The 14,478-nt window shown below is 66.2% G+C and carries 11 protein-coding genes; all 11 read right to left on the reverse strand.

Annotated features, from left to right (window positions below; genetic code table 11):
• Positions 1-2: 2 nt before the first annotated feature.
• On the reverse strand, positions 3-1,076 hold the full coding sequence (locus tag FGK64_RS16450) for an ABC transporter permease (protein ID WP_138864906.1): 1,074 nt from the start codon (positions 1,074-1,076) through the stop codon (positions 3-5).
• Positions 1,077-1,187: 111 nt separating this feature from the next.
• Positions 1,188-2,555 carry a CmpA/NrtA family ABC transporter substrate-binding protein gene (locus FGK64_RS16455; RefSeq protein ID WP_138864907.1) on the reverse strand — a complete coding sequence of 456 codons (1,368 nt, stop codon included), beginning with the start codon at positions 2,553-2,555 and terminating at the stop codon, positions 1,188-1,190.
• 264 nt (positions 2,556-2,819) lie between these two features.
• Positions 2,820-3,998 carry an ABC transporter substrate-binding protein gene (locus FGK64_RS16460; RefSeq protein ID WP_138864908.1) on the reverse strand — a complete coding sequence of 393 codons (1,179 nt, stop codon included), beginning with the start codon at positions 3,996-3,998 and terminating at the stop codon, positions 2,820-2,822.
• On the reverse strand, positions 3,995-4,579 hold the full coding sequence (locus FGK64_RS16465) for an ANTAR domain-containing response regulator (RefSeq protein WP_138864909.1): 585 nt from the start codon (positions 4,577-4,579) through the stop codon (positions 3,995-3,997). The genes FGK64_RS16460 and FGK64_RS16465 overlap by 4 nt, the downstream gene beginning before the upstream one ends.
• Before the next feature lie 152 nt (positions 4,580-4,731).
• Complete coding sequence (locus FGK64_RS16470) at positions 4,732-5,817, reverse strand: BMP family ABC transporter substrate-binding protein (RefSeq protein ID WP_138864910.1); 1,086 nt, start codon at positions 5,815-5,817, stop codon at positions 4,732-4,734.
• Positions 5,818-5,949: 132 nt separating this feature from the next.
• Positions 5,950-6,870 carry an ABC transporter permease gene (locus tag FGK64_RS16475; RefSeq protein ID WP_138864911.1) on the reverse strand — a complete coding sequence of 307 codons (921 nt, stop codon included), beginning with the start codon at positions 6,868-6,870 and terminating at the stop codon, positions 5,950-5,952.
• Positions 6,870-7,952, reverse strand: coding sequence for an ABC transporter permease (locus FGK64_RS16480; protein WP_138864912.1), 1,083 nt, complete (start codon positions 7,950-7,952; stop codon positions 6,870-6,872). The genes FGK64_RS16475 and FGK64_RS16480 overlap by 1 nt, the downstream gene beginning before the upstream one ends.
• Positions 7,953-8,018: 66 nt before the next feature.
• Positions 8,019-9,536 (reverse strand): ABC transporter ATP-binding protein, encoded by a 1,518-nt coding sequence (locus tag FGK64_RS16485; protein WP_138864913.1) that lies wholly within the window; start codon positions 9,534-9,536, stop codon positions 8,019-8,021.
• Positions 9,533-10,477: a xanthine dehydrogenase accessory protein XdhC gene (gene xdhC, locus FGK64_RS16490; RefSeq protein WP_138864914.1), complete on the reverse strand. Its 945-nt coding sequence runs from the start codon at positions 10,475-10,477 to the stop codon at positions 9,533-9,535. Before xdhC ends, FGK64_RS16485 begins: the two co-directional genes overlap by 4 nt.
• Complete coding sequence (gene xdhB / locus FGK64_RS16495; RefSeq protein WP_138864915.1) at positions 10,474-12,882, reverse strand: xanthine dehydrogenase molybdopterin binding subunit; 2,409 nt, start codon at positions 12,880-12,882, stop codon at positions 10,474-10,476. Before xdhB ends, xdhC begins: the two co-directional genes overlap by 4 nt.
• On the reverse strand, positions 12,879-14,243 hold the full coding sequence (xdhA, locus tag FGK64_RS16500) for a xanthine dehydrogenase small subunit (RefSeq protein ID WP_138864916.1): 1,365 nt from the start codon (positions 14,241-14,243) through the stop codon (positions 12,879-12,881). Before xdhA ends, xdhB begins: the two co-directional genes overlap by 4 nt.
• Positions 14,244-14,478: the final 235 nt, after the last annotated feature.

Below are 14,478 nucleotides of genomic sequence, written 5' to 3' on the forward strand. Positions count from 1 at the left end.
GGTCACCGGTTGTTGGTAAATGTGAACAGGGATTGCAGCGCGAACATCACCCGGTCGAGAAGGAAGCCGATGATGCCGATGGTGAAGACGGCCACCATGATGCGCGCGAGGCTGCTGGAGGAGCCGTTCTGGAATTCATCCCAGACGAATTTCCCGAGCCCGGGGTTCTGGGCCAGCATCTCGGCCGCGATCAGAACCATCCAGCCCACGCCCAGCGAGAGGCGCAGCCCGGTGAAGATCAGCGGCAGGGCCGAGGGCAACACGAGGCGGGTAATTTTTGTCCAGGTGGTCATCTTGAGCACCTTCGAGACGTTGACCAGATCCTTGTCGATCGAGGCGACGCCAAGGGCAGTGTTGATCAGCGTCGGCCAGAGCGAACAGAGCGTGACGGTGATGGCCGAGACAAGGAACGACTTGGCGAACAGCCCGTCGTTGGTGGTGTAGACGGCGGCGACGACCATGGTGACGATGGGCAGCCAGGCCAGCGGCGAGACCGGCTTGAAGATCTGGATCAGCGGGTTCAGCGCCGCATTCGCGGTGGGTGACAGGCCGGCGGCGATGCCCAGCGGGATCGCGACGACCGAGGCCAGCAGGAAACCGAAGAAGACCGTCAGGATCGAGGTGCCGATCTGCTGGTAATAGGAAGGCGCGCCGGTGAAGGGGATGTCTTTCACGCGCTCGGGCTGGCCCCGGTCGATGAAACGCTGGTTGCGGGCGTCGACGCGGGCGTAGTGGTCAGCGCGCTGTTCGGCCTTCTGCGCGGCGTCCTGGTGCAAGGTAACTGCTTCGTTCCAAACCTGCACCGGGCCGGGGATCGCGCCCAGCGAGGTTTGCACCTGCGGGGCCAGCACGCCCCAGAGCGCGAGGAAGCAGAGGATGGCCAGCATGGGCACCCCGGCGAGGCGCCAGAGGTCGCGCATCTGGGCGCGGGGGTTGTCGCCGGCGGCCGCGCGCAGGATCGGCGTGATCCAGGCCAGGCCAAGCACTTGGAACCATTTGTCGGCGGCGTTGATGCGGGTGAACCGGCGCGCGCGGCGGGCGTCGGCGTCGAGGCTGGTCGGGTCGATGGCGGTCATGTCCGGGTGTCCTTGGTGCGGGCGGTCGGGCGGAGGGGGGGGACGGCGAGCGCCGCTCGCTCCTGACGGAGCATCGCCCCGCCCGCCGTCCCGTAGGGTGGTGTGCCGGGATCAGCCCTGCACTTCGTTGCCGACGACTTTCTGGTCGCCCTTCAGGCCGATCGGAAGGCTGTCGAGGTAGGCGTTGGGCGCCGTCGCATCGAAGGGGATCGCGTCGATGATGTCATCGGCCGGGGTCGGTGCCTTGTAGCCGGTGCTGTCCCAGGGGAAATCGGCCTCGTCGGCCAGACCTTCGTCGACCAGCAGGCGCGCGGCCTCGAGGTAAATCTCGGGCTTGTAGACCGATTTCGCCACTTCGTCGTACCAGCTGTCGGGCTTGGCCTCGGCGATCTGGCCCCAGCGGCGCATCTGGGTCAGGTACCAGACGGCGTCCGAATAGAACGGGTAGGTCGCGTTGTAGCGGAAGAATACGTTGAAATCGGGCACCTCGCGGGTGTCGCCCTTTTCGTATTCGAAGGTGCCGGTCATAGAGTTGGCGATCACCTCGGCGTCGGCGCCCACGTATTCAGGACGCGACAGGATTTCGACCGCCTCCTCGCGGTTGGCGTTGTCGTTTTCGTCCAGCCACATGGCCGCGCGGATCAGCGCCTTGGTCACGGCGAGCGTGGTGTTTGGGTTCTGCTCGGTAAATTCCGCCGTCATCCCGAAGACTTTCTCGGGGTTGTTCTTCCAGATTTCGAAATCGGTGATCACCGGCACGCCGATGCCCTTGAACACGGCTTGCTGGTTCCACGGCTCGCCCACGCAGTAGCCGTTGATGGTGCCGGCCTCGAGCGTTGCGGGCATCTGCGGCGGCGGGGTCACCGACAGGAACACATCGGCGCCGATCTGGCCGGTCACGTTTTCGGGGCTGTAGTAGCCGGGGTTGATGCCGCCGGCAGCCAGCCAGTAGCGCAACTCGTAATTGTGCGTGGACACGGGGAACACCATGCCCATGTTGAACGGCTTGCCGGCGCTGCGGAAGCTGTCGATCACAGGCACCAGCGCGCTGGCCGAGATCGGGTGCTGCGGGCGGCCATCGTCCATCATGGTCAGGTTGGGTTTCATCATCTCCCAGACCTCGTTCGATACGGTGATGCCGTTGCCATTCAGATCCATCGAGAAGGGGGTGACGATATGCGCCTCGGTGCCATACCCGATGGTGGCGGCCAGCGGCTGTCCGGCCAGCATGTGCGCCCCGTCCAGCGTGCCGGAAATCACGCCATCCAGCAGCACCTTCCAGTTGGCCTGTGCCTCGAGCGTGACGAACAGGCCTTCGTCATCAAAGAACCCCTGTTCATAGGCCACGGCCAGCGGGGCCATATCGGTCAGCTTGATGAAGCCGAAGGTCAGTTCGTCCTTTTCCAGGTCCAGCATCTCGGCCGACAGCGGCCCGGCCAGGGCGGTGGAGGCAGCGAGGGTGGCAAGTATCTTTTTCATGTGTCGTCTCTCATCCGGGCCCAGGGGCTTTGTGACCTGGGCGACAAAAAAACAGCCGCTGACAATCCCTGCGGAGGACGCAGAGTGTCGAGCGGCTTTGCTCATCGAACCCAGTCATTGGGAGAAATCGGTGTTCTGGGCGCCATTGCCTTGAACAGTTTCTGTTTACCGAACGCTGCTGGGCGGCGTCAAAGAAAAGTCATCTTTTGGGGGGTGGTTTTGCCGCAATGCGGCGTGCCGTGCGCTGCGTTGCCGAAAATGTGGTCAGTCCGGGCGCTTGGGGTCAAAAATGCGGCGGTCAAAAAACGAATCGCGCAGCAGGGTCAGGCGCCCTGATTCCGAGGCGACGGGTGCCTCGTGCAGAACCGAGCCTTCAATCTTGTCCGAGGCGCCGGGCAATTCGGCGCCCACGTCGCGCAGCATCCGGCGATAGATATCGGTGCGGAACACGTCGCGGGCGGTGCGGATCGCCTCGGCCCGGTCCAGCCCGGTGCGCGCGGCCAGCTGCCGCCCGATCCACGCGGCCTGCGACCGCCACGGATAGGTTGCCGCGCCATGGTGGAATTCAAGGAACCGCTCGACCCGGCGCTGTTCGCCATTGGCCGCGATGGTCAGATGCCCGACCAGCGCGCGGTCGATGATCTCGGGCGGCACGTCCAGATATTCGGGGCGCGACATCAGCTCGGACGCGGCGGTGTGGCTGTCGGGCTGGGCCAGCCAGCGCCCGGCGCGCCAGACGGCGCGCATCAGGCGGCCCAGCAGCTGGGGTTCGGTTTCGGCCCAGTCGGTGCGCACGGCCAGCACCTTTTCCGGCGCAAAGGCCCAGATCGCATTGCCGGGCAGCAGCAACTCTCCCAGACCGTTTTCCACGGCCATCGAGCCCCAGGGTTCACCCACGCAGAAGGCGTCGATTTCTCCGGCGGCGATGGCATCGGACATCAGCGGCGGCGGCACGGTGTGGATTTCCACGCTTTGCGGCGCGGGCAGGCCAAGCGCGTTCAGCCAGTAATACAGCAGCTCGGCGTGCATCGAGAAAGGGAAGGGTACGCCAATGCGCAGCCGCCCCTGCGCCGCCGCGATCAGCGCCTTGCCGGCCGCCGTGGCATCGGCGAAATCGAACGCAAAGCCCGCGTCGCGCAGCCGGTTGGCGACTGCCTGACTGACGCCGATGGCATCTCCGTTCACGCTAAGGACCGACACAGCCGAGAGCGGCGCGCCGCCGCCGCCCAAACCCAAGGCCAGCGCAATCGGCACGGGTGACAGCATATGCGCCGCATCGACCCGGCCAAACGCCAGCATATCGCGAATACCCGACCAGGACGGCGCGCGCTTCAGCTCCAGCTCGATGCTTTCCTCGCGGGCGAACCCCATCTCGCGCGCGACGATCAGCGGCGCGGCATCGACCAGCGGCATGAAGCCGACCGACAACCCCGTTGCGCTCATGACAACAGCCCCGCGGCCGTCACCAACGCCTCGGCAACGTCGACAATCTTGCGGTTCTGTTCCATCGCGGTGCGCCGCAGCAGGGCATAGGCGGCATCTTCGTCCAGCCCGCGCGCCTTCATCAGCAACCCCTTGGCGCGGTCGATCACCTTGCGTTCTTCCAGCGCGCGGCGCGTCGCGGCCAGTTCGGTGCGCATCCGGCGAAACATGTGAAACCGTGCCACCGCCGCATCCAGCACCGGCTTCAGCCGGTCGGCGCGCAGCCCGTCCACCACATAGGCCGACACGCCCGCCTCGATCGCCGAGGTGGTCAGCCCCGCGCCAGAGCGGTCGACGAACATTGCCACCGGCCGGTCCATCGGCCCCGAGGCCAGCGCCAGTTCTTCCAGCGTGTCGCGCGAAGGATTGGCGATGTCGATCAGCACCACGTCGGGGTTCTGCTCGCTGATCCGGCGCGCCAACCCGGTGACTTCGCCCACGACGGTGATCTTGTAGTCGCCCGCCTCGCGCAGGCTGTCGACGATCAGCAAGGCGCGCTCGCGGTCGGATTCGACGACAACAATGGAAAGTGGCTCGGCCATGCTGCATTGCAACATCACATTTGCTGCAGGCGCAAGGGGCGGCGCATCGGGCGCGTCGGGGCGCCGCATGGCGTGGCGCGCAAACGGGCAGGACCAAACGCAAACGGCCCCGCCGTGGGGCAGGGCCGTTCAGGTCCGTCGCGCAGAACAGGTTACTGCGGAATGTCGCCTTCGATGCCTTCGACGTAGAAGTTCATGCCCGCCAGCGTGCCGTCATCGGCGGTTTCGCCTTCGGCCAGCCAGTCGGACCCGTCCTGCTTTTTCAGCGGGCCGGTGAAGGGGTGGTATTCGCCCGAAGCAATCGACTCTTTCAGCGCCATGGCTTCTTCTTTCACCTCGGCAGGCACCGTGTCGGTGATCTCGCCGATGCCGACCATGCCGGGGCCGATGCCGTCCCAGGTGTCCATGCTTGCCCAGGTGCCATCCATCACGGCCTTGGTACGCGCGATGTAATAAGGCGCCCAGTTGTCGATGATCGAGCTGACGCGCGGGCTGGGCGCGTATTCCGCCATATCCGACGCCTGACCAAAGGTGATCACGCCACCCTTTTCAGCCGCTGCCGCATGGGGCGCGGTGGAATCGGTGTGCTGCAGGATCACGTCGGCACCCTGTTCGATCAGCACCTTGGCGGCGTCGGCTTCTTTTGCCGGATCGAACCATGTGTAGGCCCAGACGATCTTGAACTGAACGTCGGGGTTGACCTTCTTGGCATGGATATAGGCCGAGTTGATGCCGCGGATCACCTCGGGGATCGGGAAGGACCCGATATAGCCGACGATATTCGATTCGGTCATATGCCCGGCGATCACGCCTTGTACGGCACGGCCTTCGTAGAAGCGGGCCGAGTAGGTGCTGACGTTGTCGGCGCGCTTGTAGCCGGTGGCATGCTCGAACTTCACGTCCGGGAATTTCTTGGCAACGTTGATCGTCGGATCCATGAACCCGAACGAGGTGGTGAAGATCAGATCGGCGCCGTTCAGCGCCATCTGGGTCATCACGCGCTCGGCGTCCGGGCCTTCGGCCACGTTCTCGACGTAGACGGTTTCGACCTTGTCGCCGAATTCCGCCTCGACAGCCTTGCGGCCCATGTCATGTTCGTGGGTCCAGCCGCCATCGCCGACCGGCCCGACATAGACGAAGCCGACCTTGGTCTTGTCCTGCGCCATGGCGCCCCCGGCCAGCCCCAGCGCGGTTGCGGCGGCGGCAGTCGCCAGCAGCGTTCTGCGAAGTATCGTCATCCTGTTATCCCCTTATTGGTGGTGTTTGGCTGGCGGCATCTTTCATGGTCGTGCCGCCGGTATCAAGGCCCGCCGCGGGCAGATGCCCGTTTATGCGGCGAAGCTGGTGAATTATTGGGCGCTCACATCGCGCTATCGCGTGGCATGAAACACCCGGCCCAGCGCGGCAGGCGCGCGGCTCTTGTCGGCCGACAGGATCACCAGCACGACGATGGTGATGACATAGGGCGACATTGCCAGGTACTCGACCGGAATCGCCACGCCCGCGGCCTGCAGGTTCAGCTGCAACACCGTCAGCCCCCCAAACAGATAGGCCCCCAGAAGCACGCGCCACGGTTTCCAGCTGGCAAAGACCACCAGCGCCAGCGCGATCCAGCCAACGCCCGCCGTCATGCCTTCGGTCCATTGGGGCACGCGGATCAGGCTGATATAGGCCCCGCCCAGCCCGGCGCAGGCGCCCCCGAACAGGATCGCCAGCACGCGGATGCGCACCACCTTGTAGCCCAGCGCATGGGCGGCATCGTGGTTTTCGCCAACCGCCCGCAGGATCAGCCCGGCGCGGGTGAATTTCAGAAGCGCCCATGTGGCCGCCACGACCACGATGCCGAAATACAGCACCGGATCATGCGAGAACAGGATCGGCCCCACAACCGGCAGATCGCTCAGCACCGGAATGTCCAGACGCGGGGTGGGCGGCGGTTTCAACCCGACATAGCCTTGCCCCAGCAGCGACGACAGCCCCAGCCCGAACAGCGTCAGCGCCAGACCAGACGCCACCTGATTGGCCAGCGCCACCTGTGTCAGCAGCACGAAGAGCAGCGACAGGACCGCGCCACCCACAGCGGCCGCGACAAACCCGAACAGCGGAGAGCCGCTTTCGACCGCCACCGCAAAGCCGCAGATCGCGCCGGTGATCATCATCCCCTCCACGCCCAGGTTCAGCACGCCCGCGCGTTCGACGACCAGCTCTCCGATGGCCGCCAGCAGGATCGGCGTCGCCGCCACCATGAGCGAGGCAATCAGCAGGACGGGATTGATTTGCGACAGATCCATCAGGCCACCTCGCGCGTTTTCAGGCGAATTCGGAAATTGGTCAGCACGTCCAGCGCCAGCAGAAAGAACAGAAGCATTCCTTGGAACACCTGAATTGCGGCGGCGGGCAGGCCCATCTGGCTTTGCGCGATTTCGCCGCCGATATAGGTCAGCGCCATCAGCAGCCCGGCCAGCAGGATGCCGATCGGGTGCAGCCGCCCCAGGAAGGCGACGATGATCGCGGTAAACCCATAGCCAGTGTTGAAATCGATGCTGATCTGCCCCGCCGGGCCCGCGACTTCGAACAACCCCGCCAGCCCGGCCAGCGCGCCGGAAATGCCAAGGCAGAACAGGATCAGCCGCGCCGGGTTCACACCGGCAAACCGCGCCGCACGGGGCGCATCGCCGGTCAGGCGGATGTGAAAGCCCAGCATGTGCCGGTTCAGCAGCACATAGGCAAAGATCACCGTGATCATCGCCGCCACCACGCCCCAATGCATCCCCGAACCTGCAATCAGCTCGGCGTTATGGGCGCTGTCATACTGTTGCAGGTTGCGGCTGCCCGGAAAGCCGAAGCCCTCGGGGTTCTTCAACAATCCCAGCGACATAGAGGCCAGCAATTGCTCGGCCACATAGACCAGCATCAGCGACACCAGAATTTCGTTGGTGCCGAACTTCACCTTCAACAGCGCCGGGATCATCGCCCAAGCCCAGCCGCCCAGCGCGCCCGCCAGCACCATCAGCGGAAAGATGATCCAGGACTCCATCGGGTAAAACGCCAGCCCGACACCGGCACCGGTCAGCGCGCCGATGATGTACTGCCCCTCGGCGCCGATGTTCCAGATGCCTGCCTTGAACCCAAGCGACAGCCCGATGGCGATCAGCACCAAAGGCGCGCCCTTGATCAGCAGTTGAGGGCGGTAATAAAACGCGAATTCCCCCAGCAGCGGATCCCAGAAAATCGTGCGGATCGCCTCGACCGGGTTCTTGCCCAGCACGGCAAACAGCAGCCCGCCAAAGATCATCGTGGCGACAACTGCGGCAATCGGAGTCGCCAGCGACCAGAACTGCGATGGCTGCGGCCGCTTCTCCAGCACGATCATTCCCCGCACCCCTGCTTCTTTTCGGTCAAAATACTCCCGCCGGAGGCGGTCTTTCGGGGCAACCGATCACACATGCGCGACCTCCATGCCGTGGGCGCCGCCCATCATCAGCCCGATTTCGTCAATCGTCAGCCCGGCGGTGGGCCGCGGCGCGGTCAGCCGGCCTTCGTTCAGCGCGGCAAAGCGGTCGGCAATCTCCATCAACTCGTCCAGGTCCTGGCTGATGCAGATCACCGCAGCGCCGCCATCGGCCAGGTCCAGGATCGCCTGCCGGATCGCGGCGGCGGCGCTGGCGTCCACGCCCCAGGTCGGCTGGTTCACCACCAGGACACGCGGGCGCTGCAACACCTCGCGCCCGATCACGAATTTCTGCAGATTGCCCCCCGACAGCGCCCGTGCGGCATTGCCGGGCCCCGGCGTGCGCACGTCGAAATCCTTGATGATGCGCTCGGCAAAGGCCTGTGCCGCGCCCCATTTCAGGAACCCGCGCCGCTCCAGCCCCTCGCGTACCGATCCGGTCAGCATCGCGTTCTCGGTCAGGCTCATGTCGGGCGCGGCGGCATGGCCCAGCCGCTCTTCCGGCGCGCTCAGCAGACCCAGCGCGCGCCGCGCCGTCGGGCCCAGCGTGCCGATGCCCTTGCCGTCCAGCTTCACCGCATCGCGCGGCGCGCGGATCTCGCCCGACAGCACCGCCAGCAACTCGTCCTGCCCGTTGCCCGCCACGCCGCCGATGCCCAGCACCTCGCCCTGGCTCACCTGCACCGAGACATTCTTCAACGCGGTTCCAAAAGCAGACGGCGACGCCACCGACAGCCCGGTCAGCTCCAGCGCGACCGGCCCCGGCGCCTTGGCCACCCGTTCGGGCGTCTTCAGCGTGCTGCCCACCATCAGTTCGGCCATATCCCTCGCGGAGGTCTCGCGCGGCACGCATTCGCCCACGTTCTTGCCCAGCCGCAGCACCGTTGCGTGGTCGCACAGCGTGCGGATCTCTTCCAGCTTGTGCGAGATATACAGGATCGCCGTGCCCTCGGCGCTTAGCTTGCGCAGGGTCTGGAACAATATCTCCACCTCCTGCGGCGTCAGCACGCTGGTCGGCTCGTCCATGATCAGCAGCTTCGGATCCTGCAACAGACAGCGAATGATCTCGACCCGCTGCCGCTCGCCAGCCGACAGGTCGCCCACCGTGCGGAAGGGGTCCAGCGGCAGCCCATAGGTCTCGCTCACCTCGCGGATGCGGCGCGCCAGGTCGCGCATCGGCGGCGGCGTCTCCATCCCCAGCGCGATATTCTCGGCCACATCCAAAGCGTCGAACAGCGAAAAATGCTGGAACACCATGGCGATGCCATCGGCCCGCGCGGCGCGCGGCTCGGCCGGGGCATAGGGTTTGCCCCGCAACAGCATCCGCCCGCTGTCGGGTTTCACCAGCCCGTAAATCATCTTGACCAGCGTGGATTTCCCGGCACCATTCTCGCCCAGCAGCGCGTGAACTTGCCCCTCGGCAATGTCAAAGGACACATGGTCATTGGCGACAACGCCGGGATAGGCCTTGGTCAGCCCCTCGATCCGCAACAGCATCTCGCTCATGCGAGGCCCTCCTTCAGTTCCGTCGCCTCGACCCGTCCGGGGCGCAACAGCGCCGCGCCAACCCCCAGCGCAATGGCCTGCGGATGCTTGCCAAGTGCGGGGTCGCCAATCGGGCAGGTGATCCGCGCGATCCGGTTGGCCCCATGCCCCAGATCGGCCAGTCGCCCCCGGAACCGCGCCCATTTCGTGGCCGAGCCGATCAGCCCGGCAAAGGCAAACCCTTGGCACAGCAGCGCATGGCATAGGTCCAGATCCAGCTTGTGGGAATAGGTCAGGATCAGATGTTCCGCGTTTTTCGGCGCGCGTGGCACCAGAACCTCGGGCCGGGCTGCAGGCAGAACCGTCACGCCTGCGGGCACTTGCTCAGGAAACCGCTCGGGCGCGGTATCGACCCAGGTCAGCGCGATGTCGGGCAGGGGGGCCAGCACGCCCACGATGGCGCGCCCCACATGCCCAGCCCCCCAGACCCAGATCTCGCGCGCCGGGCGATGCACCGGCTCGATCATCCATCCGTCGATCAGCTGCGCCTCGGGCTGTTGCCCCCGGTCGCGCGCCCGCGCCAGCAGCCGCGCCACCGCCAGCGGCATCTGATCCGCGCCGCCAACCGCGCGCGCGATCACCCCGATGTCGGCATCCGTCGCCGCCAATCGCGCCGCATCGTAGACCTCGCTCAGCAGGGTCACCGCCCCACCACAGCACTGCCCCAGCGCCGGGCCCAGCGGATGCTGCGTCACCCGATCCTGCGTCAGCGCCCGCGCGGCCCGCGCCGCCGCGAATTCCAGCGCCCCACCGCCGATGGTGCCCAATTGCCCGCCCTCCCAGACCAGCATCGCCGCGCCCACCTCACGCGGGCTCGACCCGCGGATCGCGGCAATCACCACGCGCACCACGCGGCCCTGCGCGGCCACCGCATCGCGCAAGGCGTCCAGGTCGAAACTCATCGCGCCTCTCCCCGCGCGCGAGCAATCGCGCGCCAGATCTCCTCGGGCGTCGCGGGCGCATTCAGCGCCGGATAGGCCGGCCCACAGGCCGCCACCGCATCCGATAGCGCCAGAAACGCGGAAATCCCCAGCATGAACGGCGGCTCGCCCACGGCTTTCGACCGGTACACCGTCGCCTCGGGGTTCGCGCCGTCCCAGAGCGCCACGTTGAACACATCCGGCCGGTCCGAACAGGCCGGGATCTTGTAGGTCGAGGGCGCATGGGTGCGCAGCCGCCCGGCATCGTCCCACACCAACTCCTCGGTCGTCAGCCAGCCCGCGCCCTGCACGTATCCGCCTTCGACCTGCCCGATGTCGATCGCCGGGTTCAACGAAGCGCCGGCATCATGCAGGATATCGGCGCGCAGGATGCGGTTCTCGCCGGTGCGCGTGTCCACCGCCACCTCGCTCACCGCCGCGCCATAGGCGAAATAGAAAAACGGCCGCCCGCGCCCCTCGATCCGGTCCCAGGCCAGCCCCGGCGTCTTGTAGAACCCGGTCGCCGACAGCGACACGCGCCCCACATAGGCCATCTGCGCCGCCTCGGCGAAGGAATACTCGGCCCCGCCGACGTAAACCCGCCCGCCCTCAAACCGCACATCCCCGGGCGCCGCCTGATGCTGCTCGGCCAGATGCGCCGCCATGCGGTCGCGAATGATGTCACAGGCCGCCTGCACCGCCATCCCGTTCAGATCGCTGCCGGATGAGGCCGCCGTGGCCGAGGTATTGGGCACCTTCGCCGTATCGGTCGCGGTGATCCGCACGTCTTCGGGCGCAATCCCGAACCGCTGCGCCGCCACCTGAGCCACCTTGCGAAACAACCCCTGTCCCATCTCCGTGCCACCATGGTTCAGATGAACCGAGCCATCCTGATACACATGCACCAGCGCCCCGGCCTGGTTCAGATGGGTCAGCGTAAAGGAAATCCCGAACTTCACCGGGGAAAAGGCAATCCCCCGCTTGATCGTCGCATTGCGCGCGTTCCAATCGTCCACCGCCGCCCGCCGCGCCGCGTAATCGCAACTCTCCAGCAATTGCCGCGTCATCCCGTGCAGGATGAAATCGCGCACCTCCATGCCATAGGGCGTGACCTGTGCGCCCTCGGGCGCCGCCGCGTCGCCGGGCTCCGATACCTCCGCCCCGCGCGAGGCCAAATCCTCATTCTTTGGGACGGAAATATCCCGGGGGGCGGCCGCAGGCCGGGGGGCAGAGCCCCCCTCCACCCGTTCGTCATAGTAATTGCGCCGCCGAATCTCGACCCCGTCCAGCCCCAGCACCCTCGCGGCGTGGTCCATCACCCGCTCGATGCCCAGCATCCCCTGAGGCCCGCCAAACCCGCGAAAGGCGGTGGCGCTCTGGGTGTTGGTTTTCAGCCGGTGGCTTTCGATGCGCACATTCGGCAACCGATAGGCGTTGTCGGAGTGCAGCATCGCCCGATCCGCAACTGGCAGCGACAAATCTTGCGCCCAGCCACAGCGTGCGTATTGCACGAACTCCACCCCAACAATCCGCCCTCCGGCATCGAATCCGGCGCGATAGTCAATCCGGAAATCGTGGCGTTTGCCGGTGATCACCATGTCGTCGTCGCGATCATAGCGCATCTTGCAGGCCCGCCCGGTCGCCCGCGCCGCCACGGCACAGGCCACGGCCAGCGCATTGCCCTGGCTCTCCTTGCCGCCAAACCCGCCGCCCATGCGCCGCGTTTCGACGCGTACGCCATGCATTGGTACGCCCAGGGCTTCGGCCACCTTGTGCTGGATCTCGGTCGGATGCTGGGTGGACGATATCACATGCATGTCCCCCGCCTCTTGCGGCAAGGCCAGCGCCGCCTGACCCTCAAGGTAAAAATGCTCCTGCCCGCCCATGTCGATCCGGCCCGTCACCTGGTGGTCGGCCCCGTCGATGGCGCCTGCGGGGTCGCCCATGGTGTAGATGCGCGGGCCGTCTTCAAAGCGGCTGTTCGCCGCCAGCGCGGCCTCGATTGTCAGCAGGGCAGGGCGGGCCTTGTGCGCGATCCTGCCCAGCCGCGCGGCTCGGCGCGCCGCCACATGGCTGGTCGCCACCACCGCAAACAGCGGCTGGCCAAGGTAGTCCACCCGGTCCACGGCCAGCAACGGCTCGTCATGGGCAGAAGGCGAGACATCGTTGGCGAAAGGCAGATCCGCAGCCGTCAGGACCATCACCACGCCCGGCGCCGCGCGCACGGCTTCCAGGTCCATCGACAGGATATCGCCGCAGGCAAACTCGGAAAGGCCAAAAGCCAGGTGCAGACAGCCCGCCGGCACCGGCATGTCATCGACATAGCGCGCCGCGCCCGTCACATGCAGGCGCGCGGAATCATGGGGCAGGGGCTTGGCGACACTCATGGCGCGACCTCCAGCACCGTCAGCCCCGCGCCTTCGCTTTCGTCGAAATACCGCCCCAGCAGCGCCGCCGCCGTCGCCAGCCGATAGCTGGCCGAGGCGCGCATGTCGGACATCGGTTCGAAATCGCGGGCAAACTCTGCCTGCGCCGCGGCGATGGTTTCGGCGGTCCACTCTTGGCCAACCATAGCCGCCTCGACCGCCCGCGCGCGTTTGGGCACGCCCGCCATGCCGCCAAAGGCGATCCGTGCCGCGCTCACCCGGCCCCCTTCGCGCGTGATGTTGAAACAGCCGCACAAAGCCGAGATGTCCTGATCGAACCGTTTCGACACCTTGTAGCAGCCCAGCGTGTCGGGCTGACGTGGGATGGTGACCGCCTCGACGAATTCGCCGGGGGCGCGGTCCTGCTTGCCGTACTCGAGGAAGAAATCTTCGATGGCGATCTCACGCCGCGTATCCCCCTTGCGCAGATGCAGCCGCGCTCCCAGCGCGATCAGCGCGGGCGGGTTGTCGCCAATGGGCGAGCCGTTGGCGATATTGCCACCAATCGTCGCCGCATTGCGCACCTGGGTCGAGCCGTAGCGGCGGATCATCTCGGCATAGGACGGAAACAGCGGTGCAATCGCCGCGCGCACGCGGTTCATGTCAGCCATGGCGCCGATACGCAGTCCGTCCGGCGTGTCTTCGATCACTTTCAGATCGGCGCAGCGGTTCAGGAAAATCGTGGGCGATATGTCGCGCAGCCCCTTGGTGACCCACAGCCCCACATCGGTGGCCCCTGCGACCAAGGTCGCTTCGGGGCGCGCGTCGTACAAGGCGGCTAGCGCGTCCGCGCTTTCCGGCGCGGCCACTTCGGCGTTGTGCGGCGCATCGCCCGCGCAATCAGTGGCGACCCAACCGGGCACGGGCAGTGCCTCGGCGGCGCGGGCGGCGCGGATGATCGGCGCATAGCCGGTGCAGCGGCACAGGTTGCCCGCCAGCTGGTCGTCGTGATCGGTGGCGCCCGTGGCATGGGCCGTCACCATCGACATCACGAACCCGGGCGTGCAGAACCCGCATTGGCTGCCGTGATGGTCGATCATCGTCTGTTGCACCGGATGCAGCGTGCCGCCGTCTTCCACGCCTTCCACCGTGCGGATCGCCTTGCCGTCCAGCTGCCCCAGCAGCAGGATGCAGGCGTTCAGCGCGCGCGGCCCGTCGCCGTCCGACACCATCACCGTGCAGGCGCCACAGTCGCCCTCGTTGCAGCCTTCCTTGGTGCCGGTCAGCCCGCGCCCCTCGCGCAGCCAATCCAGCAGAGGGCGCGTCGGATCCGCGCCCGTCAGCTGCACCGCCTCTCCGTTCAGAAGAAAACCGATGTTCATGTAGAAACCCGTCGCCTTACCCCTGTTTGGCCCGATTGTGCCCTTCCCCGATGCGACGTAAGGAAACGGCGGACCTTGTCCTGTTCGCCAAAGGTTAGAAAGCCGCAGGCCCTCATGGCAAGCAAAAGCTGGCTTGCTTTTGACCCGATCCACCGGTTTGCCCCATCTTTCGACGCGCTGAGCACCGCCAAGCCGCCTGATACGCCCGTCAAAGCGCCAGCGGTTTGAAACAGCT

The organism is Arenibacterium halophilum, from assembly GCF_005938225.1.
Lineage (GTDB): Bacteria > Pseudomonadota > Alphaproteobacteria > Rhodobacterales > Rhodobacteraceae > Arenibacterium > Arenibacterium halophilum.